21 protein-coding genes are annotated in these 23582 nt (G+C 52.4%); 6 read left to right on the top strand and 15 right to left on the bottom strand.

Annotated elements, in window-relative coordinates; translation table 11 throughout:
• Positions 1-69 precede the first annotated feature (69 nt).
• From ccmI to O4H49_RS09090, 10 genes are all read right to left on the bottom strand, one after another.
• Complete coding sequence (gene ccmI, locus O4H49_RS09135) at positions 70-1293, bottom strand: c-type cytochrome biogenesis protein CcmI (protein WP_269423128.1); 1224 nt, start codon at positions 1291-1293, stop codon at positions 70-72.
• The gene (locus O4H49_RS09130; RefSeq protein ID WP_269423127.1) at positions 1290-1793 is read right to left on the bottom strand and encodes a cytochrome c-type biogenesis protein; all 504 of its coding nucleotides are present in this window, start codon (positions 1791-1793) and stop codon (positions 1290-1292) included. Before O4H49_RS09130 ends, ccmI begins: the two co-directional genes overlap by 4 nt.
• 29 nt (positions 1794-1822) lie before the next feature.
• Positions 1823-2380, bottom strand: a complete 558-nt coding sequence (locus O4H49_RS09125) for a DsbE family thiol:disulfide interchange protein (RefSeq protein WP_269423126.1) — start codon at positions 2378-2380, stop codon at positions 1823-1825.
• On the bottom strand, positions 2377-4371 hold the full coding sequence (locus O4H49_RS09120; RefSeq protein ID WP_269423125.1) for a heme lyase CcmF/NrfE family subunit: 1995 nt from the start codon (positions 4369-4371) through the stop codon (positions 2377-2379). The genes O4H49_RS09125 and O4H49_RS09120 overlap by 4 nt, the downstream gene beginning before the upstream one ends.
• Entirely contained in the window at positions 4368-4826 is a 459-nt protein-coding gene (ccmE, locus tag O4H49_RS09115) for a cytochrome c maturation protein CcmE (protein WP_269423124.1), read from the bottom strand. Before ccmE ends, O4H49_RS09120 begins: the two co-directional genes overlap by 4 nt.
• Positions 4823-5029: a heme exporter protein CcmD gene (gene ccmD / locus O4H49_RS09110; RefSeq protein WP_269423123.1), complete on the bottom strand. Its 207-nt coding sequence runs from the start codon at positions 5027-5029 to the stop codon at positions 4823-4825. The genes ccmE and ccmD overlap by 4 nt, the downstream gene beginning before the upstream one ends.
• A gap of 252 nt (positions 5030-5281) precedes the next feature.
• The gene (locus tag O4H49_RS09105) at positions 5282-6013 is read right to left on the bottom strand and encodes a heme ABC transporter permease (protein ID WP_269423122.1); all 732 of its coding nucleotides are present in this window, start codon (positions 6011-6013) and stop codon (positions 5282-5284) included.
• 218 nt (positions 6014-6231) lie between these two features.
• Complete coding sequence (ccmB, locus tag O4H49_RS09100; RefSeq protein ID WP_269423121.1) at positions 6232-6918, bottom strand: heme exporter protein CcmB; 687 nt, start codon at positions 6916-6918, stop codon at positions 6232-6234.
• Positions 6915-7601, bottom strand: coding sequence for a heme ABC exporter ATP-binding protein CcmA (ccmA, locus tag O4H49_RS09095; protein ID WP_269423120.1), 687 nt, complete (start codon positions 7599-7601; stop codon positions 6915-6917). The genes ccmB and ccmA overlap by 4 nt, the downstream gene beginning before the upstream one ends.
• A 400-nt stretch (positions 7602-8001) precedes the next feature.
• Positions 8002-9660 carry an AMP-binding protein gene (locus O4H49_RS09090; RefSeq protein ID WP_269423119.1) on the bottom strand — a complete coding sequence of 553 codons (1659 nt, stop codon included), beginning with the start codon at positions 9658-9660 and terminating at the stop codon, positions 8002-8004.
• Positions 9661-9804: 144 nt separating this feature from the next.
• Here O4H49_RS09090 and O4H49_RS09085 point away from each other — a divergent pair, with 144 nt between their 5' ends.
• The 4 genes from O4H49_RS09085 (at position 9805) to O4H49_RS09070 (ending at position 13670) form a co-directional block, all read left to right on the top strand.
• On the top strand, positions 9805-10686 hold the full coding sequence (locus O4H49_RS09085; protein ID WP_269423118.1) for a LysR substrate-binding domain-containing protein: 882 nt from the start codon (positions 9805-9807) through the stop codon (positions 10684-10686).
• 332 nt (positions 10687-11018) lie between these two features.
• Positions 11019-11957 carry an ArsR/SmtB family transcription factor gene (locus tag O4H49_RS09080; RefSeq protein WP_269423117.1) on the top strand — a complete coding sequence of 313 codons (939 nt, stop codon included), beginning with the start codon at positions 11019-11021 and terminating at the stop codon, positions 11955-11957.
• 7 nt (positions 11958-11964) lie between these two features.
• A complete protein-coding gene (metF, locus tag O4H49_RS09075) occupies positions 11965-12828 on the top strand; it encodes a methylenetetrahydrofolate reductase [NAD(P)H] (RefSeq protein WP_269423116.1) in 864 nt (287 codons plus the stop codon).
• Complete coding sequence (locus O4H49_RS09070) at positions 12828-13670, top strand: homocysteine S-methyltransferase family protein (RefSeq protein WP_269423115.1); 843 nt, start codon at positions 12828-12830, stop codon at positions 13668-13670. The genes metF and O4H49_RS09070 overlap by 1 nt, the downstream gene beginning before the upstream one ends.
• A gap of 120 nt (positions 13671-13790) precedes the next feature.
• Here O4H49_RS09070 and nadC read toward each other — a convergent pair whose 3' ends face one another.
• The 5 genes from nadC to O4H49_RS09045 all read right to left on the bottom strand — a co-directional run bounded on the left by nadC (position 13791) and on the right by O4H49_RS09045 (position 19480).
• Entirely contained in the window at positions 13791-14648 is an 858-nt protein-coding gene (gene nadC / locus O4H49_RS09065) for a carboxylating nicotinate-nucleotide diphosphorylase (RefSeq protein WP_269423114.1), read from the bottom strand.
• Positions 14649-14668: 20 nt separating this feature from the next.
• Positions 14669-16342 (bottom strand): L-aspartate oxidase, encoded by a 1674-nt coding sequence (locus tag O4H49_RS09060; protein WP_269423113.1) that lies wholly within the window; start codon positions 16340-16342, stop codon positions 14669-14671.
• Positions 16343-16353: 11 nt separating this feature from the next.
• The gene (gene nadA / locus O4H49_RS09055) at positions 16354-17376 is read right to left on the bottom strand and encodes a quinolinate synthase NadA (RefSeq protein ID WP_269423112.1); all 1023 of its coding nucleotides are present in this window, start codon (positions 17374-17376) and stop codon (positions 16354-16356) included.
• A 225-nt stretch (positions 17377-17601) separates the two neighbouring features.
• Positions 17602-18609: an NUDIX hydrolase gene (locus O4H49_RS09050; RefSeq protein ID WP_269423111.1), complete on the bottom strand. Its 1008-nt coding sequence runs from the start codon at positions 18607-18609 to the stop codon at positions 17602-17604.
• 82 nt (positions 18610-18691) lie between these two features.
• Positions 18692-19480 (bottom strand): DeoR/GlpR family DNA-binding transcription regulator, encoded by a 789-nt coding sequence (locus tag O4H49_RS09045; protein ID WP_269423110.1) that lies wholly within the window; start codon positions 19478-19480, stop codon positions 18692-18694.
• A 179-nt stretch (positions 19481-19659) separates the two neighbouring features.
• On the opposite strand from O4H49_RS09045, the gene O4H49_RS09040 reads away from it, so the two are divergent.
• Positions 19660-22083: a GcvT family protein gene (locus O4H49_RS09040; RefSeq protein ID WP_269423109.1), complete on the top strand. Its 2424-nt coding sequence runs from the start codon at positions 19660-19662 to the stop codon at positions 22081-22083.
• A 40-nt stretch (positions 22084-22123) separates the two neighbouring features.
• On the top strand, positions 22124-23062 hold the full coding sequence (locus tag O4H49_RS09035) for a choline kinase family protein (RefSeq protein WP_269423108.1): 939 nt from the start codon (positions 22124-22126) through the stop codon (positions 23060-23062).
• Positions 23063-23582: the final 520 nt, after the last annotated feature.

Genomic DNA, 23582 nt, shown 5'->3' with positions numbered 1-23582 from the left:
AGGCCGAGCAACCTGTCAGGTTTTTGCTTTGACGGCCTGCTCATCGGTTGGGCCTCTTTTGCGGGCGGTTCAAAGATCGAGTTCTTTTTTCAGGTCCTGAAGCTGTGTCGAGGCAAGAGACGCATCTGCCTGTCGGGAGGCAGCCTTTTCGGCCTGTTCAAGAGCTGTTGCGAGATCATCGCCACGTCCCAGGGTGTGATAGGAGCGGATGAGCCTTAACCAGCCCTCGAAATCATCCGGCGTGGCTTCGAGCCGTTCTGCCAGTTGATCGACCATGCCATTGATCATGGCCTGACGATCTTCGTTGCTGAGTTCGGCTGCTGCGGCCATGTCTTCTGAATCTGGTCCAACTGGGCGCTGACTTTCGGGGAGCGCCGCGGAAAGAGCTGGCGCTGTAGCGATAAGTTCCTCAGCATTCAGTTGCAGGGTGTCAGCCAATTCGCCAATGCGCGAATCAAGCACGGGGAGCCAGGGGTCATCTTCCTGAGTAGTTTTGCGCAGGGTAAGCCAGACCTGCAGGGCGCTATTGGTGTCCCCGGCCTGGGCCAGAGCCAGGCCACTGTAATAGAGACCGCGGGCATCACGGGGGTCCAGTTCCAGTGACTGTCGAAAAAGCTTGATGGCTTCATTGGTGACCTGACCGTTGTTCTGGACGACAAGCATTTCCCCAATCGCCCCGTAAATGACCGGTGAAGGGGGGCTGAATTTTTCGGCATTCCGGAAAGCTTCTTCGGCGCGGGCGAACTCCTGAAGTTCAGCATAGGTACTGCCCAGCAACATCCAGCCATCAGGTTTTTCCGGATCTTGCTTCAGACGGGCTTCCAGTTTTTCAGCCAGTATCAGCATTTCACTGTTCCGGGCATTTTCCTGCTGGTTGATGATTGTGGCCTGTTCAGCCGCAATATCCCGCTGGGCAAAGGGCTGACCTCCCAGATCGGGGCTCCCGAGCTGGAGATAAAGCAGGATACCACCGAGCGGAAAGGAGACGACCAGACCCCAGACGAGAGCCCGGATGGCAGGTGCCGGGAGCGGATTGCCGCTTGTTGTTGAGGACTGGCCATCGCTGGCGTTGAGAATCCGGCGTTGAATTTCCAGTTTTGCTGTTTCTGCCTGTGTAGGAGCAAGGTTTCCGGCAGACAAATCCCGCTCGATTTCCTCGAGCTGGTCTTTATAGACTGCGAGGTCGGATTCAGCGGTATCGGCGGGGGCTGATTCAGCGCTTTTCATCAAGGGCTTCAGGAGCACAAGCAGGGAAAGTGCACTCAGTGTTGCAATTGTGATCCAGAAAATCATGCGGAATCCTCTTTGCCGCTCTTATCAGCGAGAAGTTGATCGAGTTTGCTCTGTTCTTCCGGGCTGAGTGGTGTGGGTACCTTTTGGCGTCGGCTGCCCCGATAAAAAAAGAAAACTCCCACCCCGCCGAGGAGAAAAAACAACCCCGGTCCTGCCCATAACAGATATGTTGTCGTTTTCACAGGTGGGCGAAACAGCACGAAGTCTCCGTAGCGATCTGCAAGGTAGTTTTTGACCTGCTCATCACTGTCACCCGCAACCAGCCGTTCGCGCACAACAAGACGGAGTTCCCGGGCGAGTTCGGCGTTGGAGGAATCGATTGGCTCGTTCTGGCAGACCGGGCAGCGAACTTCCTGGGAAATTTCGCGGGCGCGGGCCTCCAAAACGGGATCGTCGAGGATTTCATCCGGCTCGACAGCATGGGCAAGATTAATTGCCATCAGAAGCATCAGGGTAAAGAACAGCAGGCCGAGGCCTGTAGCATTAATGGTGGCGCGCATAAGTACAGAGCTTCCCTAGCGGTCTATGGCTATTGCTGTGCTTGAAGGTTTTCAATGATTGGAAGAATAATATTTTCCAGATCCCCCGTGTTCAGGGGGCCAACATGTTTATAGCGAATGGTGCCACCAGAATCGACAATGAAGGTTTCAGGAACACCATACACACCCCAGTCGATCCCAGCGCGACTGTTGGGATCGCGTCCAATACGGTGATAGGGGTTTCCGTGTTTCTTGAGCCACTTCAGGGCATCTTCTGGCTTGTCCCGATAGTTGATGGCGAAAAGGTTGATATCATCTCTTGCGCCGAGTTTGAGCATATAGGGATGTTCGGCGAGACAGGGAATACACCAGGAGGCAAAGATATTTACCACGGATATCTTGCCGTTGTCTGTCAGGTCCTGTCGCGCAAACCCTGGCACATCCAGGCCTTCGAGGCCAACAAGATCAAACATCGGTGCAGGCTTGTCGATCAGAACCGAGGGTAATTTTTTAGGGTCGCGACCAGGGGAGGTCAATGCCCAGAAAAAATATCCGAAGATGGTAATAGTCACCAGCAGAGGGAGGAGAAAAAGAACTTTTCTGTTCATGAGGAGGCCTCTGCTGCTTTGCGTGGCAGACGTGCTTGTTTTTTATCCGCCGGGGCACCGACCCTCAAACGCCTGTCAGCCAGAGAAACCAGTCCGGCAAAAACCATAAGTCCGCAGCCGAACCAGATCCAGGTGACCAGCGGTTCGCGGTAGATCCTGACAGTCCACCCCCCCGTGCCGTCCGGATCGCCGATGACAGCATAATAATCGCCGACAAAGGTTGAATGGATTGCCGCTTCGGTAGTTGGCATTTTCTGAACATTATAGAGGCGTTTTTCCGGCTTCAATGTCGCCATATACTCGCCGTTTTGGCTCACCACGAAGGTGCCCTCAATTGCCCCATAATTCGGACCTGTGATCTCCCGCACACCTTCGAAACGATAGTCCGTCCCGAAAACACTCAGAGTTTCCCCGGGTTTGAGGATGGCAACTTCTTCGACCTTCCAGGCTGTCGTCGCGATCATCCCGGCTACGGCAATGGCCAAGCCGCCGTGGGCGAGTGTCATCCCCCAGACTGATCCGGGAAGGTTAATGGCACGCTGCCAGCTGGTGGAAAGAGGGGCGCGGAACAGCTTGATCCGGTCCATCCATTCACTGATCGTACCGAGCAGTAACCAGCTTGCCATTCCCAGCCCCAGAATGGCCAGAAGAGGTCCTCCATCGGCAATATACCAGGCAACAAGCGCAGCGATGATGGTGGCGAGTCCGGCAAATTTCAGTCGGCCAAGGACACCCAGGAGATCTGCCCGTTTCCAGGGCAGGTGGGCACCAACACAGACAAGCAACAACAGAGGTATCATCACCGGAACGAAGGTGTTGTTATAAAACGGTGGTCCGATGGAAACCCGCCCGCCGCCAATGGCCTCGAGAAAGAGTGGATAAAGCGTACCAAGAAAGACTGTGGCGCAGGCGGTGCTGAGCAAGAGGTTGTTCAGCAACAGGCCGCCTTCGCGGCTGATCGGGGAGAAAATCCCCCCCGCTTTAAGGGCGGGTGCGCGCAGGGCGAATAACGTCAGAGAGCCGCCAATGGCGATGGCAAGCAGGAAGAGGATGAAGATACCCCGTTCGGGATTGACGGCAAAGGCATGGACTGATGTCAGCAAACCGGAACGGACAATGAAGGTGCCGATAAGAGAAAGCGAGAAGGTCAGGATGGCCAGCAGGATGGTCCAGACTTTCAATGAATTGCGTTTCTCGACGACAATGGCGGAATGCAGCAGTGCTGTCCCCATGAGCCAGGGCATAAAGGAGACGTTTTCTACCGGATCCCAGAACCACCAGCCGCCCCAGCCAAGTTCGTAATAGGCCCACCAGCTGCCCAGAACAATCCCGCCAGTCAAGAAGGTCCAGGCCGTCAGAGTCCAGGGTCTGACCCAGCGTGCCCAGGCCGCATCAACCTTGCCTTCTATCAGCGCCGCGATAGCAAAGGAAAAGGCGACGGAAAAACCGACATAGCCGATGTAGAGCATTGGGGGGTGAAAGGCGAGGCCGGGATCTTGCAACAGCGGATTAAGATCATTCCCGTTCAGAGGGGGAGTTACAAGGCGGGTAAAGGGATTGGAGGTGAAAATCAGAAAGGTCAGGAAACCGACACCGATCATCGCCTGGATGGCGAGGACCCGTGCCTTGAGTGTAGCTGGGAGATTGCGGCCAAAGGCGGCAACGGCTGCACCAAAGACAGCAAGAATAAGGACCCACAGCAGCATGGAGCCTTCATGATTGCCCCAGACACCGGTAATCTTGTAGAGCATCGGTTTACTGGAGTGGGAATTCTCGGCAACATTCAAGAGGGTAAAGTCAGAGACGATATAGGCCTGGGTCAGGCAGCCAAAAGCAAGGGTGGCAAAAAACATCTGAATTAGAGCGGCCTGTCCACCAAAATTCATTAACCGGCTGTCGAGCCGTTCAGCGCCGATCAGCGGCAGTGTGGCTTGAACCACAGCTGCCAGCAAGGCCATGATAATGGCAAACTGTCCCAGTTCCGCAATCATTGTGTTGCCTGGCCTTCTTCTTCGCCACGCCATTCACCAGAAGCCTTGAGAGCTTCGGTGACTTCGGCGGGCATATAGTTTTCATCGTGTTTGGCAAGGACCTCATGAGCAATAAACTCGCCCTGCTCATTAAGGCTGCCTTCCGTGATCACGCCCTGACCTTCGCGAAATAGATCGGGCATAATGCCTTTATAGGTGACTTCAACTGATTCGGCATTGTCTGTGATGGAAAAACGGTGAGTGAGACCACCATCCAGCTTTACCCAGGTGCCTTCCTCGACCAGACCACCCAGTCTGAGAGAGCGCCCGATGGTCACTTCTTTGGTCTTGAGATCTGTTGGACTGTGAAAATAGGAAAGGTTTTCGTCCAGGGCGTTTATGACAAGAAATGTGGCCGCTGCCAAAAGGGTGAGAGACACGACCAGTATATAGATTCGACGACTTTTTCGTGTCATGAGCGGACGGCCTTTTCTTGGAGTTCCTGCTGTTTATCGACTGTTTTCAAGCTCTCAAGCTCGGCGAGTTCGGCCTGATTACGACGCAATCGCTGCAGGGTTGTCAGCAGCAGAGACAGCATGACTGCTGCTGTCAGCAGATAAGATGGCCAAACATAGGCACCATAGCTTCCCATGGAGAAAAAGGTAGTTAACTGATCCATACTGTCCTGCGTAACGTGTTATGCCGGGATTATCTTGTTCCGGCTTGTTTTTCCTGTCCTGAAGATAACCAATTCATCTCTACAGGACAGGGGGGCATTATGTCACACTATCGCCGTCGGTCTTTGATTCAAATCATGATCAAATTTACTTTACCATCCAGTTGTTTTTTCCGAAGTTGTGTCGCTGGCTCCGGGGGACTGACTCTGGATGGTCTATTCTGGGATTTTATCATCTGGTCTGTGCCAGACGCGTCAGGTGTTATCAACCAGGGCCCGGCGATATTTTCGCAGTTTTGCTTCAATCAATTCGCTTTTGATCCGGATCAGAAGAACCACGAGATAAAAAAGCTTGAAGGCAACTCCCATGATCAGGAGTGGCCAAAGCATGGAAGGGTCTATCGAAGGACCATCCATACGCATGACGCTTGCCGGCTGATGCAGGGTGTTCCACCAGTCAACGGAAAACTTGATGATCGGCACATTGATAAAGCCGACAATTGCCAGAACGGCTGCGGCCCTGTTACCGCGTTCCTGGTCTTCAAAGGCGTTCATCAGGGCCATATGACCAAGATAGAGGAAAAACAGGATAAGGACAGAAGTCAGCCTCGCGTCCCATACCCACCAGGCGCCCCACATGGGTTTGCCCCAAAGCGCCCCTGTTGCCAGAGCAAGAAAGGTAAAGCCGGCCCCAATGGGGGCAGAAGCCTTGGCGGCAAGATCAGCCAGCGGGTGGCGCCAGATCAGGGCGCAGACCGAAGCAAAAGCAATAGAGCTATAGACAAACATTGCCATCCAGGCTGCGGGGACGTGGACATACATGATTCGCACACTCTCACCCTGTTGATAATCGGCAGGTGAGGTGAAAAATGCCATATAGAGTCCAGCAAACAACGAAAAGACCGTCAGCCCCGAAATCCAGGGCAATACAGTGTTTGTCAGCTTTAAAAAGCGGTTTGGATTGGCAAAGCGGTGAAAGACCGACATTGTCCTGAACCTTCCTCGTAACGAGATCGTTTTCGAACGAACCCTATCAAATCCTGAACCGGTCAGGCCAGTGAATCTGTCACTTGCCGATATCCGGTTGTTTCATTCTGGCCAGTGGCAAGAGCAATGATCTGAGATTTTGCTCTTTCCGTTTCATGAAACGCCGACCAGAAAGGCGTTCCGTGACAGTCCCGTTTATCTTTCCGGCTGGCTTTAAGCTATTCCATGGCTTGTCGCAAGGCGGCTGCACCTGCCAGGGGGGCGATTAATAGCGAAACGAGAAAGATCGCACCAAGGAACATAAGGTGCGATTTGGCATTTGCCAGTACAACACCTGCTTCCAGACTGTTCATGGTAGCATCAATTGCCCCAACCCCAAAAATAAGGGTCGGGATATAAAGGGGAAGAACCAGCAGCGGGATCAGGATGCCTCCGCGCCGGGCTCCAAGGGTCAGAGTGGCTGCAATGGCCCCGATCAGACTCAGGCTTGGTGTTCCAAGTGCCATGGCAATTATCAGAATAATAAATGCATCACTTTCCATGTTGAAGAGCAAGGCAATCAGAGGGGCTGCCGCCATTAAGGGAAGGCCTGTTGTCAGCCAGTGAGCCAGGACTTTTGCCAGAACAGCCGATTCCAGGGATGCGCGGGAAAGAACAAGTTGTTCAAGGCTGCCATCTTCATAGTCGGCGAGAAACAGGCGTTCCAGGGAAAGTAAAACGGAAAGCAGAGCCGTCACCCAAATGATTCCAGGAGCTATGCGCGCCAAAAGGTTGGGCTCTGGCCCCAGCCCAAAGGGAAACAGGGTGGTCGTGAGAATGAAAAAAAGAACTGCCATGGTTACGTCGGAACGTTGCCTGAGGGCCAGGCGCAGATCACGCGACACAATATTGAGAAAAGCCTTCATATCCAGCTTTCCTCCAGATGTTCCTGTTTGAGTAATGCAGTGTTGTAGAGGGGGCTGTAATTACTCAGGTTTATTCTCTGCGGGGTGTCCAGGCCTATCTCGGTGTGGGTTGCAAGGATAACAGCGCCTCCTTTTGCCCGATGTGCACAGATTGCGGTTTCAAGCAGGGCGACCGAATTGACATCAAGTCCGACAGAGGGTTCGTCCAGCAACCAGAGGGCTTTCTCCGTAGCCAGTAAACGCGAGAGCGCAAGTCGCCTGCTTTGCCCGGAAGATAGCAGGTTGGCAGGGGTGTCTTTCAAGGCAAGCATATTGAACTGTATCAGGGCCTGTTCAAGCCGTGAAAGATCCGATGGTTTTTCAGGAGAAAATCCGGCCCAGTAGCTCAAATTCTCGAGAACAGTGAGGACGGGTTTGATGGCGTTGCGATGCCCGATGTAGTGGAGCTGCTGTTGATAGATCTCGGGTTCCCGGGTGACATCCTGCCCGTGCCAGAACAAATGGCCGCTTCTGGGGCGAACCAGACCAGAGAGCAGCCGGATCAGACTAGATTTTCCACTGCCGTTTGGTCCTTCGAGAACAAGGGCTTCGCCTTGACTGATTGATAAATCAAGCCCTGTGAAAACGGTTCTGCCGCCTCTGATGCAGGTGAGCTTCTCGCCAGTAAATAGGCTTTGGACCAATATGCTGTTCCTTGACTCGTCGCGGGGAAAGTTCAGGCCTTTGAGGAAGACCGCTTGCCCATCATGATCACTTCTTCTGTTTGCGTATAACAAAAAAATACCCCCGCCGCCAATCGGGTGTTTCCTTATGACGCAGGGATATGAGTGATGAAACAAGAAGATGCAGTTGCCAGTCGGGAGGCCGGCAACTGCAGAGTCCAGCTTTGGGGTAACGTGGAGATCTTCAGGATCTCGTACATAGAGAGGGGAAGCTCTCTATGATTTAAAGAATAGGAACCAAATGCGAAGGGACTTTGCCGGAAATGTGGCGAAACGGTGATTTTTGACCTTTGTGAAATTTATCTGGCCGTTTCTTTGATGACCTGGAAGAGGCCTGTCCCTTGTGTTCTCTGACTACTGTTTAGCTGCCACAGGGTGAAGAGAACCTTTTGCTCAGCTCTGCCTTGGCGGGTTTCCCGCTTGGGGTGCGAGGCATGATATCAAGCAGGGTCATGCTGGTTGGTACCATGAAACGGCTCATCCGTGGGGTGCAAAAATCCTTTAACTCTTCGAGGTTAAGTGCTGCATTTTCCCGCAGGGTAATAAAGGGGTGAACTGTTTCCTCGCCTGTTCCATCCGGTGCTCCCAAAACAGCACAATCTTCCACTGCTGGATGAGAGAGAATGACCTCTTCTATTTCATAGGCAGAGACCATTTCGCCCTTAACGCGGATTCTTTCTGAAATACGCGCGACCCAATAAAGGTCACCCTCTTCATCGAGACGGGCAAGATCACCGGTGTGAAACCACAGGTTTCGCCAGGTCTTCAATGTTTCTTCTGGCATCCCGATATAGCAAGAAGCCATGATCGCAGGCTCTTTGGGGCGGATGATCAATTCACCGACAGCCCCTGTGGGGAGTGGATTGTCCCGTTCGTCAACAATAGCAACTTCATAGCGATCCAGGACTTTACCTGCCCCTGTTTTATGAAAGAGCGGCAGGGCGACAGATCCGGCATCGGTAGAACCATAGCCCCCGCCGCGAACGAGTCTGACCTTGAAGCGTGCTTCAAAGGCATCGTGATTGACAGGAAGAGGCGTCCCCCAAATAAAGCGCAGACGGTGTTGGGTTTCTTCAGGACATTCCGCTGCGGCCCAGAGCAGTTGCTGGACCGATCCAAGTGCCATGAACCAGGTTGCTCCGTATTTACATACTTCGGGCCAAAAATTGCGGACGCTGAAACCTTGCCTGATAACGGCCCGGGCACCCACCATCATTGCGGGGAGCACATCATATTGTGCGGCACCGCAATGGAAGAGCGGGTAAGGGCTGTAGACACAATCGCTTTCTCCTAGATCAAAGGCTTCCAGCATGGATTCTGCCGCGCGTACTGATGAGCGGTGTGGTATGGCACAGCCTTTGGACACACCTGTCGTCCCGGAGGTAAACAATATTCCGGCAGTTTCATCGTCAGGGGTGTTAATGGCACAGTCCCGGGTACAGTTGCTTAAAATGCTGCTGAGGGGGAGCATGATCCTGGTTGGGAAAGCTTTTGCCGCGCGGGCAGTATCCCGCGCATCGTTGGTGAGGATGAAGCGCTCCAATCTTGGCAGCTCAGTTGCGATCTCTGCAATGACATCGAGGTAGTCTACAGATGTGATCAGGGTTTCAAGACCTGTAAGATTGATCATGCGTATGAGGGAGATACCCCGAAAGGTACTGTTGATTGAAACCTCGATTGCACCAATTTTTTTCAGTGCGTAGGAACTGACGAGGAAATCAATCGAGTTTGACAGCATGATGCCGACATAGTCCCCTGGACATATCCCATGATCTTTCAGGCCATGGGATAAGCGGTTCACCCGTTTGTTGAATTCATCATAGGTCAATGTCTCCCCTGTTTCAGCCTGGATAATAAAATTGTTATCTGGAAAACGTGCGGCCTGACGTTCGAGAAGAAGGCCAAGATTTATTCTCAGGCCCAGGTCATTGGGAAAGATTTTTTCTTCTGGGGCCTCATTTGTACATCCGATGTAGATCGACATATCATTGTTTTCAGGGAAGATTGAGGTGTCATCCATAATCATGACCTTCGTTTGGATTAATTTTCATATGGACAGTAGATTTGGGAGATATAAATCGTCAATTTGCATAATCGGGACATTATGCATAATGTTATTGTTATGATAAATCTTCGTCGAAATATTCCTCCTCTGGGATCCCTCGTGGCATTTGAGGCCGCAGCACGGCATATGAGCTTTACCCGTGGGGCCAATGAGCTTGGTGTCACGCAGGTTGCCATCAGCCGCCAGATTAAGGCGCTGGAAGATTTCCTGGGTGTTCGGTTATTTGAGCGGCTCAATCGTTCCGTTCGTCTGACACCGGAGGGCGGGAAGTTTCAACAGGTTGTTACTGGAGGGTTGAGCCAGATTGCAGCCGCTGTAGTCGATTTTCAGAAAGGGAGGGGCAACAATCATCTGGTGGTGGGCACAACGACGGCCTTTTCTGCTTACTGGTTGATGCCACGCCTGGCAAAATTTCACGCAGCCTATCCTGAGATCGATCTGCGTTTTGCGGTTGATGACAAGTGTGTCGACCTGAAGGCATCCGGGATCCATATCTCGATACGTTATGGAAATGGAGTCTGGGGCGGCTTAACCTCTACCTATCTGTGTGATAGTGAGGTTCTGCCCCTTTGCAGTCCCGCTTATTGGAAAGATCGTCCACAGGTCGATGATCCCCGAATGCTGCTGGATGAGTTTTTAATCGATTTTGATTACGTGGTTGATTCCCGCTGGTCGACCTGGTTTGAGCATTTCGGGGTGGAAGTTGACCAGGACCCGGCTGATATATCAATTGATGCCTATACTTCCATGGTTCAAGCTGCCCAAAATGGCCAGGGTATCGCCTTGCTCAGTTCACCTTTGGTGGACGATTTAATCGATAACGGTTCCTTGATAGCGCCAACATCACTCCCACGACAAAAACTTGCGGGAGGCTATTATATTGTGACTCCAAAGAAAGCAGACCCTTGTCCTGCGCTGGATATTTTCCGGAACTGGGTTCTGCAGGAAATGTTTCAGGGGGGATCTCCTGTGAATCCTTAAGGGATTTGATTGGAGTGAATAGAGACTTGCCGGGCGTTTTCCTTACGATTTTGCATTAGACACTACTCCTTGTGGCGATTCCTGCTGGCAGGTTTCCTGTCGCCAGAGTCTTGGTCTGTCTGAATTTTTTCGGGTGTCATTACCTTGAGTCAAAAATGCGACGGGAGGAGTGGTTAAAATATATTCATATATATCAATTGGATAGATTGAACTTGTCGCTTTTGGTTCTTAAATGTACGCAATTGGAGTATTTTTTTTCTTGTCAAATTACGATATAAAGATATTGTTATATGAAATTAGAGTGCTGTTGAGGCGCTGGCGGGAGAAGTTGCATGGATGTATTGCTAAAAGGTCTACAGTCGATTGCCGAGCCGACGCGGTTGCGTGTTCTCGGGCTCTGTGCCCATGCCGAGCTGACCGTCAGTGAACTGGTTCATATTCTTGGGCAGAGTCAGCCCCGGGTATCCCGCCATCTCAAGCTTCTGATGGAAGCAGGGCTGCTGGAGCGAAATCAGGAAGGTAACTGGGCGTATTTCCGGCTTTCTGAAAAACAACCCTGCTCGGAGCTGGCTCGACTGATTATTGACCTTATTCCGGATGATGATCCAAAACTGACTCTCGATTTGCAACGTTTGCAGAGTATCAAGGAAGAACGCGGTCGCAAGGCGCAGGAGTATTTTGGCAAGAATGCAGCTGTCTGGCATGAGATACGTTCTTTGCACATTGATAGTTCTTTGATCGAAAATGCTTTTCTTGCCCGGTTTCATGAACAGGAGGTGGGCGAGCTTCTTGATATCGGAACGGGTACAGGCCGGGTCCTGGAACTGGTGGCAAGTGATGTAAAGTCTGCGATCGGTGTGGATATCTCTCGCGAGATGCTGGCAATCGCCCGCAATAATATTGACCGGGCTGGACTTGGTAACTGTCAGGTTCGTCAGGGCGATATGTACCAGCTTCCCTTTGCCAGTGACCGGTTTGATGCTGTGAGCCTGAATATGGTGCTGCATTATGCCCTGGATCCGCGAATGTGTCTGCGCGAGGCAGCCCGTGTTCTTAAACCGGGTGGCCGGGTGATCTTGGTGGACTTCGCGCCCCACCGTATGGACAGCCTGCGCGATGATCATGCGCATCACTGGCTGGGTTTTGAAGACACACAGATAGAAGAGTTCTGTTCCGAAGCGGGTCTGACCCTTTCGCCAGCAGAACATCTTCCGGGGGATCCGCTGACCGTCTGCATATGGACAGCCCGTCGCGATCCCGGAGCGGAGTAATATAAGAATGAAAAAAACGGATATAAGTTTTGAGCTGTTCCCCCCCGCTACAGAAGCGGGGCTTGGCAGTCTTTATAAAACGATCGAGCGGCTGAAGGGGTTTAACCCTGATTATTATTCTGTCACCTACGGTGCCGGAGGCTCGGGGCAGGCGAAGTCAAAAGAACTGCTCCAGGAACTGGCGGGTGAAAAGGGTTTGCCTATTGCTGCTCATATCACTCTTGCCGGAGCTTCCCGGCAGGATATTCTCCGGATGGTGTCCGGGTGGAGCGAGCTGGGCATCAAGCGGCTTGTTGCTTTGCGGGGGGATGCGGCTGAGCCAGGACAAGCCTTCAAAGCGCATCCGGAAGGTTTTGCTGATTCAATAGAACTGGTTGCTGCCCTGCGCGAATTCGGCTCGTTTGAGATCGCAGTTGCCGCTTATCCAGAAGCACACCCGGATAGCCGTTCGTTGCAGGCTGACCTTGACTATCTCAAGCGAAAACAGGATGCCGGTGCAAGCTCTGCCATTACCCAGTTCTTTTTTGAAGCAGGCAGCTTTTACCGCTTTGAAGAGGCTGCGCGGGCTGCGGGCATTACCATTCCTCTTATTCCGGGAATCCTGCCGATCAACAACATTGTCCAGCTACACCGATTTGCGGATCGTTGTGGTGCCCGGATCCCGGCCTGGGTTTCAAAGGCGTTTGAAGGTCTTGAGGATGACCCTGAAACTTCGGCAGCCGTGGCTGTTTCTCTCTGCCTCGATCTTTGTCGGGATCTGCTGGCCCAAGGGGTTGATGCTTTTCACTTCTATACTCTTAACCGTCCCCAACTTACTGAAGCTGTCTGCCGCCTTCTGGCGCTGCAGGCCGAAACGAAGGAGGCCGCATAATGCGTACTTTTATTGATGCTTTGAACAGCCGTGTACTTTTGACTGATGGCGATATTAAACCCGCATTGAATAAACTGGACCTCGATATGCAGCGTTTCGGCTTTGGCCATGAGGACTGTGATGTCGCTTTGAACATCACGCGTCCGGATGTGATTGCTGCTATTCATCGTGATTATCTTGAGGCTGGGGCTGATGTGATCCGGACACACACCAGAAATGCATCTCCGGATGTTCTGGAGAAATACGGAATGCAGGATGAGGTTTTTATCATTAATCATCTTGCTGCAGAGACAGCCTGTCAGGCCGTTGATGCATTGCCAGGTGGCAATCGTCGCCGGTTCGTGCTCGGTGTTGTTGATCAGTCTGCCTCTGTCGGGGATAACCCCGTTCTTCGCAATGATGCTTATCGGCAGGTTCAGGGGCTGGTTTCTGGGGGTGTTGATGCGGTCTCTTTCAAGACGCTTCCCAATCTGGAGCAGGCCCGCTCCCAGTTGGCATCCGCCCGCCATGCCTTGCTGGAATTGGGGGCTTCTGTGCCGCTATTGCTTGAGTACTCCGAGGATTTGGAGTTCACGGATGACACTGTCGCTGATTTGACTGATGGTGTGTACTTTGTGGAAAGCAGTGAAACGATAAAGGCGGGCTACCCTGTTCCCCAGACCGGGCAGAAAATTCTGGTTCATGGTGGCAAAACTCCAGCTGATACCGCCGTAATTGACCGCAAGCTGCGCAGCAGTGCCGGTGATGGTTTCCGCCCGGCCACCCGTCCGAATGTATCACCCTTGGAAAAAGTCATCCCGGTTTCAAGCTGGATTGATTATTCAAGCGTCAAGGCGGTTTGATCAGAACTGGAAAGTACAGTGTTGGACAAAAGAGACCCCTCTGAAATGCGGGGTCTCTTTTGTTTGTTTTGTTCTCAGTTTTATTAACAGGGCCTGCTGCGGCTGTTCACAGTCCCAATCTCAAAGAATATCCAGTCCCAGGTCGAGGCAGGGGGCGCTGTGGGTTAGCCAGCCGAGTGAAAGGACATCAACGCCGGTTTCTGCAATTGCCCGGGCTGTCTGTGCTGTAATTCCTCCGGATGCTTCTACTATGGCACGGCCATTGACCATCTTCACAGCTTGTCGAAGCTGAGCCAGATTCATGTTGTCGAGCAGAATGATATCCGGTTTGTGGGGCAGGGCGATTTCCAGCTGCTCAAGGGTATCGACTTCGAGTTCGATCTTGACCATGTGCCCGATGCTGGCGCGTGCCCGGTTGATTGCAGTACCAATGTCTCCGACGACAGCGGCAATGTGATTGTCCTTGAGCATCACCCCGTCATAGAGACCAAAGCGGTGGTTGTGCCCGCCACCGGCGCGGACAGCGTATTTCTCAAAAGCTCTCAGGCCCGGCGTGGTTTTTCGGGTGCAGGTAATCCTGACTGGCAAACCTGCAACCAGATCGACGATGGTTCGGGTTGCGCTGGCAATCCCGGAAAGGTGACCAAGATAGTTTAGCCCGACCCGCTCCCCTGCAAGGATGGCCCGGGCGGGGCCTTCGATAGTCGCCACGACGGATTGGGGCTGAACCCTTGTTCCGTCTTCAGCAAGAACCGTTACATTCACTGCAGAAGACATCTCGGCCATGGTCGCAATCAGGAAATCTGTTCCGGCGATGCAGCCTTCCTGCCGGCTGATGACTGAAGCCTTAAGGCAGGTGTCAGGCAGAATGGTGCTGTTACTGGTGAGGTCCCCGGTTGAACCTAAATCTTCAAGCAGGGCATTTTGAACTGCAGGGATAACCAGATTTCTGGGAAGGGGGCTCAGGAGAGCAGACATGATGGGTTACTTTCCTTTGTTCAGGAAGCCAGAGAGAGATCGGTTGGCGAGCAAAAACTTTGTGACGGTGTTCCCGTCGCTATGCTGCAGTCATTTAAGGTCTGGAGGCTGTGGTTCTGATATCGGGACAGGCTTTGTGGGTAGTCACTTCTGAAATGCCCACCTCTGCTTTCTTCCCGGTTAAGAGCGGCAGTTGCAATCAGGTGGCTACAGGTCATCAGATTTCTCAGGCGGGGGGAGGCATTGTCGTGCTCTTGCCCTATTTTACGGAGATGCTCGATCAGGAGTTGAAGCCCTGTTCGATTTCGGCAAAGTCCGATATGGCGATAGTTCAGCAGCTGTAATTCTTTAATGACATCCGCTTCCGGCTCAAGAGTAAAGTCGGGGGGCATTGTATGAGTAACAGCTGGTTTCCGCAGTAGCCCGTCCTGAGTCTGGAGGCCGGAATGCAGGAGACTGTTTTTGATATCGTCACTGACCAGCGGGCCGAAAACCAATGCCTCGAGCAGAGAGTTGCTGGCAAGGCGGTTGGCGCCATGAAGCCCGGTGCAAGCTGCTTCGCCACAGACCCATAGCCCGGGTAAAGAGCTGCGTCCCCGGGCATCAGTTGCGATTCCACCCATATGATAATGGGCAGCCGGGAGTACGGGAATCAGATCGCACCGGGGATCGATGCCATGATTTTGGCAGTGGGTAAAAACAGTAGGGAATAGTTGGGGGAAGCGCTGACCAATCTTGATGCGGCAATCAAGATAACAGCGGCGCCCCTGTTCAATCTGATCCCAGATGCCACGGGCAACAACATCCCGTGGCGCGAGTTCAGCCAGAGGGTGCTTCTCCAGCATGAAATGCTCTCCCAGATCATTGACCAGAAGGGCACCATCGCCGCGCAAGGCTTCTGTGGCGAGTGGAAGCGGGGTTGCAGCAACATCTATAGCGGTTGGGTGGAACTGGACGAATTCCAGATCCTGTAACAATGCCCCTGCACGAGCGGCCATGGCAAGGCCATCGCCGGAAGCGGCAAAGGGGTTCGTTGTCGCGCTAAAAAGCTGACCGATCCCCCCTGTGGCCAGGACTGTGGCCGCGGAAGTGACGGTTTTGATTTTTCCCTGATGTATCAGGCTGGTGCCTGCGACCCGCTGATCCTCTATTATCAGATCGAGGGCTTCGGCCTGTTCAAGGACAATAATGTGTGGGCTTTCTTGGGTCCTGTCGCGCAGTGCCCGCATCACCTCGCGCCCTGTGGAATCGCCGTTGGCATGCACCACCCGGCGATGACTGTGGGCAGCCTCGCGGCTGAGGCTCAGGTTTTGTCCATCCCGGTCAAAAACCACCCCCAGTTCGACCAGTTGTCTGATCCTTTCTGGCCCCAGATCCGTGACCAGTTTCGCAATCTCGCTATTGGCGATGCCTCCGGCAACCGCGAGGGTGTCCTGTTGATGGTTCTCAGGACTGTCATCCGGCGAGAGGGCTGCTGATATGCCCCCCTGGGCCCAGGTACTGGAAGCTTCCTGACCCAGAGGTCCTTTTGATAACAATATGACCGAACGGGGGGCGAGACTGAGTGCTGTCATCAAGCCGGCAATGCCCGCGCCGATAATGAGGACATCACAGGCAAGGGACTGGTCGGAGGCCATTTTGTCAGCCTGTTGGCCCGTTTTTCTATTTGCCGGAGATTTCACTTTTGGCGCCATGGCGTGTGTCCTTAACTTGCATCCAGCATCCGTTGCACGGCCCGGCGGGCAGGTTCAGCCAATTCAGGGTCGATCGTGACTTCATGGGTCATGTGTCTGAGGGAATCACAGATATTCATCAGATTGATGCGCTGCATGTGCGGGCAGAGATTGCAGGAGCGGATAAACTTGGTGTCCGGATTATGAGCTGCAATGTTGTCGCCCATGGAGCATTCCGTGATCAGGGCAACTTCAGCCGGTTTTTTATCAACAACAAAGTTGATCATGGCAGCAGTCGAGCCTGAAAAATCAGATTCCCGTACCACTTCGGGGGGGCATTCCGGATGGGCCAGTACGGTGACACCGGGGTGGGCCTTACGCAGTTGTGTGACTTGCTGGGCGGTGAAACGTTCGTGCACCTCGCATTCACCCTCCCAGGTCAGGATCTCGACTTCGGTTTCCGCAGCAACATTGGCGGCAAGGAAGCGGTCAGGAATCAGCAGAACCCGATCAACCCCGAGAGATTCGACAATTTTCTTTGCATTGGCGGAAGTACAGCAGATATCTGATTCAGCCTTGACCTCGACCGATGTATTTACATAGGTGACGATCGGGACACCGGGGTATTTCTTACGCAGATTGCGCACATCTTCCCCCGTAATGGAATCTGCCAGAGAGCACCCCGCCTTTGGGTCAGGAATCAATACGGTCTTGCCCGGGTTCATCAGCTTGGTGGTTTCGGCCATAAAGTGCACCCCGGCCATGACAATGACATCTGCTTCCACATCCATAGCCTTCTGGGCGAGGGCCAGGGAATCACCCACGATGTCTGAAACGCAGTGATAGATATCACGGGTCTGGTAATTGTGGGCAAGAATGATGGCGTTACGTTCTTGCTTCAGACGGATGATTTCATCGATGTAGGGGGCAAAGTCCGGCCACTCTTCGGCGCTGATCGCAGGCGCGACTTTCTCAAAAACAGCTGCTGTACGTTCAGCCACTTCGGCAGTGTAGACAAGGTCTGTTGTTTCGATGGTCGCTGTTCGGACGGTCATGGCAGCCTCATGTGCTCAATTTGAGTATAAGTGGGGGTGAAAAAAATACGGGATAACCCCTGTGTTTTGTTATGCTACAAATGAGTATTACTGTCGTCAAGCAGATTATGCTCATTTAAAGCATAAGAGGGGAGGGCGAAGAGGCAATTTCTGACGGTGAAAGCCTGAACCTGATGCTGTCCTGTAGTCGGCTCGCGTATCGGGATCTGGAATTGCTATTGGGATTTAGTTGTGCCGGACGCCGAGAGCCTGTCGCTCCATCAGGACTTCCCGACGGAAACGAAACTGGCTGGCCGGGCGGCCGCCGGTCTGGCTTTCTATCTTTCCGGTATCTTCCACCAGGCCCTTTTTTTCGATCAGGCGACGGAAATTCTGTTTGTGCAGGCGGGTGCCTGACAGGGCTTCAACAACGCGCTGCAGCTGGAGCAGGGTAAAGGTGGGCGGCATCAGTTCAAAAACCACCGGGCGATATTTGATTTTGCCTCTTAAGCGACCAATCGCAGTGGCCAGAATCCGTCGATGATCCAGGGCCATAGGCGTGCCCCGATAATCGACGGGCAGGGGTTTGCTTTTGCCGTCCTGTGATTCCTTAACCAGATTGGCTTCATAAAGTAATTCGTATCTCTCGAGAACCAGTTCGTCACTCCAGGGAGTTTCGTCGAGGCCAAAGGTGATACAGGCGCGTTCATATCGTTCTTCGCGTTGTTCCCGGGTTTCTGATCCGGCGATCCAGGTCCTCAGAGCCGGAATGATATTTTTTTCGAGAATTCTGGGGGTGCCATCGCGCCAGTCTTCCCAGGGGAAGTAGTGATACCAGTTATGCCATATGGCATTCTCGATTGCGGTCGGTCCGGTATCCTGAACCAGGGCGAGATATCCGACAGAAACGACCCTGGGGCCACCGGCACCTTCACGAGGATCGCGTCCAGCATTGCCAAAGGTATAGAGTTGCTCCACATAGCCGATTTCATGGTTGGTCTGTTCTTCTACCCAGGATCGAAGGCCACTTTCCAGTGTCCGGTGTTTCAGGGGATAGAAGGGGCCAAAGGGGAGAGCTTCATGACGGTCGTCATGTGGGAGGGCGCGATCAGTCAGGGTTTCGTGCTGGGCGGTGAGGGTTTCCGGCGTGTGTTGAACAACCAGTACCTTTGGCTGTTCTTCTATAATTGCCACAATAACCGCATTCAGGCCGATAACGACCTGGCCGTTTTCCGGAGCTCCGCCCACATTCATTCCTGTTTATTCTCCTGATCTATCAAGCTGCTAAGATCACAGAGGAATTGACATTAGGCAAGATCTGTTACGGGCTCTCGTTTTATCGGGTTTGTGTGAATCGGGCCTGTTCTTCGGGGATTGCCATATCACATCCCGCCTGCTTGATTGCTTCAAGCAGGCGCTTTGGCGGGGTTTTGTCTGTGACGAATTGTTGTATTTGCGAGAAATCGCACTGTTTGACAGGGGCCATTTTTTCAAACTTGCTGTGGTCGAGAACCATAATGGTCTGTTGAGAATGTGCGATGAGTGCCTGAGAGAAAACAGCTTCACAGAGATGGTTTACCATGAAGCCTTTTTCGCACTGGACAGCTGAAGCAGACAATATGGCATGCTGAAGTTCAAACTGGCTGACAAACTCCAGGGCTTCTGGTCCAAAAGCTCCTGCATCATGTTCTCTTAGTTCGCCTCCGGCCAAGAAAACCCGGTTTCCGTTTCTGCTCACCAGAATATTGGCAATCGAGGCCGAGTTGGTAACTATAAACAGGTTGCGATGATCGCTGAGGGCCATGGCGACGTAAGCTGTGGTCGAGCTGTTGTCGAGAAACAATGAGTCCCCATTGCGAATTTGGGCGGATACCAAGGCGGCGATTTGTTGTTTGCTTTCTTTTCCTTCCGTCAGACGCCGGGTGAAGGAGGGTTCGGGCAGGCTTTCGGGGAGAGAAACTCCACCATGGACTTTTTCCAGCAACCCCTCTGCGACAAGGCTGTTTACATTGCGCCTGACTGTTTCCATCGAGACTTGCAGGGACTCAGCAAGTGCTGCAGTCGTACAAAAACCACTGAAACGAACATTCTTGAGGATGTCGAGCTGACGCTTTGAGGGGGGCATGGATTTTCACTTTGTGGCTTTGCTATTCAAAATCTTACCATAACATCATTAAATCCACGGAATAAACACAGAAAAACCATAAAATATCAATTATGGCGATTGACTCGACTCTGTTTTACATTGTTTTATGTGGATATTGTGGCTTTATGTGGTCATGGGGTGTTTTGGGGAGAGGTCAGATGTCAAAGCGGCAGCACGTGGAAATACTTATTATCGGCGGCGGTATTATTGGCTGCTCTATTGCCTATCATCTGACCCGTATGGGAAAGCCGGATGTTGCTGTACTGGAAAAGAACCAGTTGACCCACGGGGCAACGTGGCATGCAGCTGGCCTGGTTGGGCAATTGAGGTCTTCGCGCAATACAACCCGGATGTTGCAGAAATCAGTTGAATTGTATGACCGCCTGGAAGCGGAAACAGGTCAGGCTCTGGACTGGAAAAAGGTCGGTAGTCTGCGGCTGGCAAGCTCCAGGGATCGAATGCTGGAAGTAAAGCGTCTGGCAACGACGTCGAAAAGTTTTGGTCTGGAGATGCAGATACTGAGTGCCCGCGAAGCTCAGGAGCTTTTTCCCATCATGACAACAGAGGGAGTAGAGGGAGCTGCCTATGTACCAAGCGATGGTTATATCGATCCCAGTTCGGTTTGCCAGGCTTTGGCTAAGGGCGCGCGGGACAAAGGCGCTATCATTCAACAGGGCGTAGAGGTCCTCGGAGTTCGTCGAAACGGCAAAAGAGCCACAGAGGTTGTTACATCAGACGGAATCTGGACGTTTGATATTCTGGTGAACGCCGGGGGGATGTGGTCACGCGAACTCGGTGCGCTCAGTAATGTCAAAATTCCTGCCTGCGCTTTGGAGCATCAGTATATGATCACAGATCCTATACCGGGCGTGCCTAAAGATATGCCCACCATGCGGGACCCCGATCGCTTGGTTTATTATAAGCCGGAAGTGCGGGGGATGGTTGTCGGTGGCTATGAAAAAGGCACAGTTCCTTTTGGTGACAAGGGAATCCCTCATGGTTTCGGACGGGAGTTGCTGGGCGGAAATTTTGATCGCTTTGAACAGCTTGCCTGTCTTGCCTCGGAAATCACCCCGGTTATTAATACCGTGGGTATTCGTGAACTTGTCAATGGTCCTATTCCCTATTCTGCGGATGGCGATTTTGTCATGGGCAAGGCGGCCGAGCTTGATAACTACTTTGTTGCCAGCGGGTTTCTTTACGGAATTGCAGCAGGCGGCGGGGCAGGCCAGATGATGGCGGAATGGATTGTTGAGCAAAGACCAAGTCTTGACCTTTGGCCGCTGGATATTCGCCGCTTCAGTGAGCATCACAATACCAGCTACTTTATGTATAGCAGGGCCATAGAACACTATGGCGGACATTACCTGCTCCATAAGCCTGGTGAAGAAGCTGAAACAGCCAGAGGTATCAGGCGCAGTCCGCTTTATAATATCCTGAAAGACAAGGGGGCCTGTTATGGTAGCAAGGCAGGGTGGGAACGCCCTAATTGGTTTGCGCCCCCCGGCACAGAGCCGGAGGATCAACTGGATTTCGATCGGACAAAGACAAACTGGTTCTCTCCGGTTGTGCAAGAGTGCAAGGCGGTACGTGAAAATGTTGCTCTGATAGATCAGTCATCTTTTGCAAAGCTGGAGATCGTCGGACCTGGTGCTCTTGATGCTTTGCAGAGACTTGCCGTTTCCAATATCGATAAACCAGTCGGGTCCGTGATCTATACCCAGCTTTGTAATGCAAAGGGAGGGATCGAAGCCGATTTGACCATCTGTCGGTTTGGGCAACAGCATTTCTATGTCATTACCGGGAGCGGCTTTGCAGCACACGACTTTCACTGGATCAAGGCGCACCTGCCCACGGATGGTTCGGTTCATGCTTTTGAGGTCACATCCGCCAGGGCGGTAATCAATATCTGCGGACCGAATTCAAGATCGGTTCTGCAGTCAGTCACAGATAAAGATCTCTCGAATAAAAACTTCCCCTTTTCGACCTGCCAGCAGATCGAGGTTGGTGCCGCCACTCTCTGGGCGCTGCGGATCGGATATGTCGGTGAGCTGGGGTGGGAATTGCATATCCCGACCGAGTTTGCTGCACATGTCTATGAGTTGCTTTGGCAAGCGGGGCAAGCTCACGGGATTTCCAATGTCGGATACCGTGCCATTGACAGTTTGAGGTTGGAAAAGGGTTACGTTTACTGGAGTTCAGAGGTAACCCCGGACTACAGTCCCTATGATGCGGGGCTGGGGTTCAAGGTGGCCCTGAAATCCAAAGGTGATTTTATCGGGCGCGAGGCACTGCAGGCAATCAAGGAAGCTGGAGCCAGCAAGAGGCTATCCACCTTTACACTTGAGGCCGATGTTTCTCTCTATGGTGCAGAGACAATCTTTCTTGGAGAGGAGGTTGTCGGTCTGACAACCTCTGCCAACCACGGTCATACCATTGGGAAGCAGATCGCCCTGGGGTATCTTTCTGTCGAAATTGCTGATCGACAGGGGTTTGAAATCGAGGCCTTTGGGAGGCGATACCCCGCAACCCGTGTTGACGGGGCCTTGTACGACCCGGGAAATGAACGCCTGAAAATGTGAACCTTCAAGAATGTGGTAATCATGACGAGGGGAGATGAAAATGGAAAAAGAACGCATTGCGACAGCTTTGGCAGGCTTGTCTGAGTTCAGGGACTGGGAGCCGGAAAGCTATTCAGTTGAGCGACTGGGGGGACTGACCAACCTTGTTTTCAGGATCTCGCGAAAAGGAGACAGCTATATAGTGCGTATTCCCGGAGAGGGAACCGAAGGCTATATTGACCGTGAGGTAGAATCTCACAATGCGCAGCTTGCGGCAGAGATAAAGGTCTCGGCTGAAGTACTTTATAGCGATCCTGCAAGCGGCCTCATGGTGTCACGGTTTCTTGACGGGGCAGAGACCATGACCCCTTCTGCGTTTAAGCTACGGCCAGGCTCTGTGGCGCGGGCCGGTCAGGCCTTGGCCGTGTTACATCATTCAGGAAAAGAGTTTCGGTTCCGTTTTGAACTTTTTTCCATGATCGACGAATATCTGAAGGTTCTTGGTGATCTGGGTGTTGCATTGCCGGATGGCTATCACAGGGTTGTCGAGCAGGCACAGAAAATTCAAAAGACGCTGGCCTCAAAGAAGAACCTGCCGCTTGCGCCTTGCCACTGTGATCCTCTGTCCGAAAATTTTCTCGATGACGGGACGAAGATGTGGATTGTCGACTGGGAATATTCCGGGATGAATGATCCGCTCTGGGATCTCGGGGATCTTTCTGTTGAGGCGGAATTCACCCGGGAGCAGGATCGGGAGTTGCTCATGGCCTATTGGGGCGGGGAACCTCCGGCGGAAATTGTCGGACGCATGGTTATCTACAAGGGGCTGTGTGATTTGCTCTGGACCCTCTGGGGGCTGATCCAGTACGGCAACAAGAATCCTGCCGAAGATTTCTGGGCTTATAGTATTACGCGTTTTGAACGCTGTAAGGATCTGATGTCTTCCGCGTCCTTTGCTGGACATGTTCAGGCCGTTGAGCAGGGAAGGCTGTACAATTAACGCCTTTGCCCCGGGTCATTGCGGTGGAGTTCCTTATTTTTGAAAAGATTTTTGCGAATCTTTTAAGTTTTTTGCCTTTGTCTGAGAGCGTTTCTTGGTGATTCGGAGGAAATATAGCTGTTTTAAATAGGATGGGAATCTGGGGCTTTTTTGATTAGATCCCAAATGGCGCTGATTCGGGTAATAATCGTACACAAAAAGCGCTTGTGACGGTAATTTTGCAAAAATGTGATTTTTTTTCAAAAAGGTCTTTGACAGTGTTGGGTGGGGGGCCTATAACACCGCTCACCGACGGGGCGCTGCTCTGGCGGGACATCGGAAAGATGGAGTAAAAACATAGAGTTACTGATCTTCGGAAAGGTAGCTTCGGGCTTTAAGCAGGGTTCGGAAAGTTTTTACAGAAATGTTTCAGATGGTCCTTGACGATAGGGAATTAAGCTTTATATATCGTCTTGCTCTTGGGGGCTTTGGTTGCCGGGAGTTATTTGGTTGTTTGACATTGTAGATATGAAATTGGAAA

This window comes from Kiloniella laminariae (assembly GCF_027214005.1).
Lineage (GTDB): Bacteria > Pseudomonadota > Alphaproteobacteria > Kiloniellales > Kiloniellaceae > Kiloniella > Kiloniella laminariae_A.
Note: the sequence above shows the minus strand (reverse complement) of the source record. Positions and strands in the feature narration are given on the sequence as shown.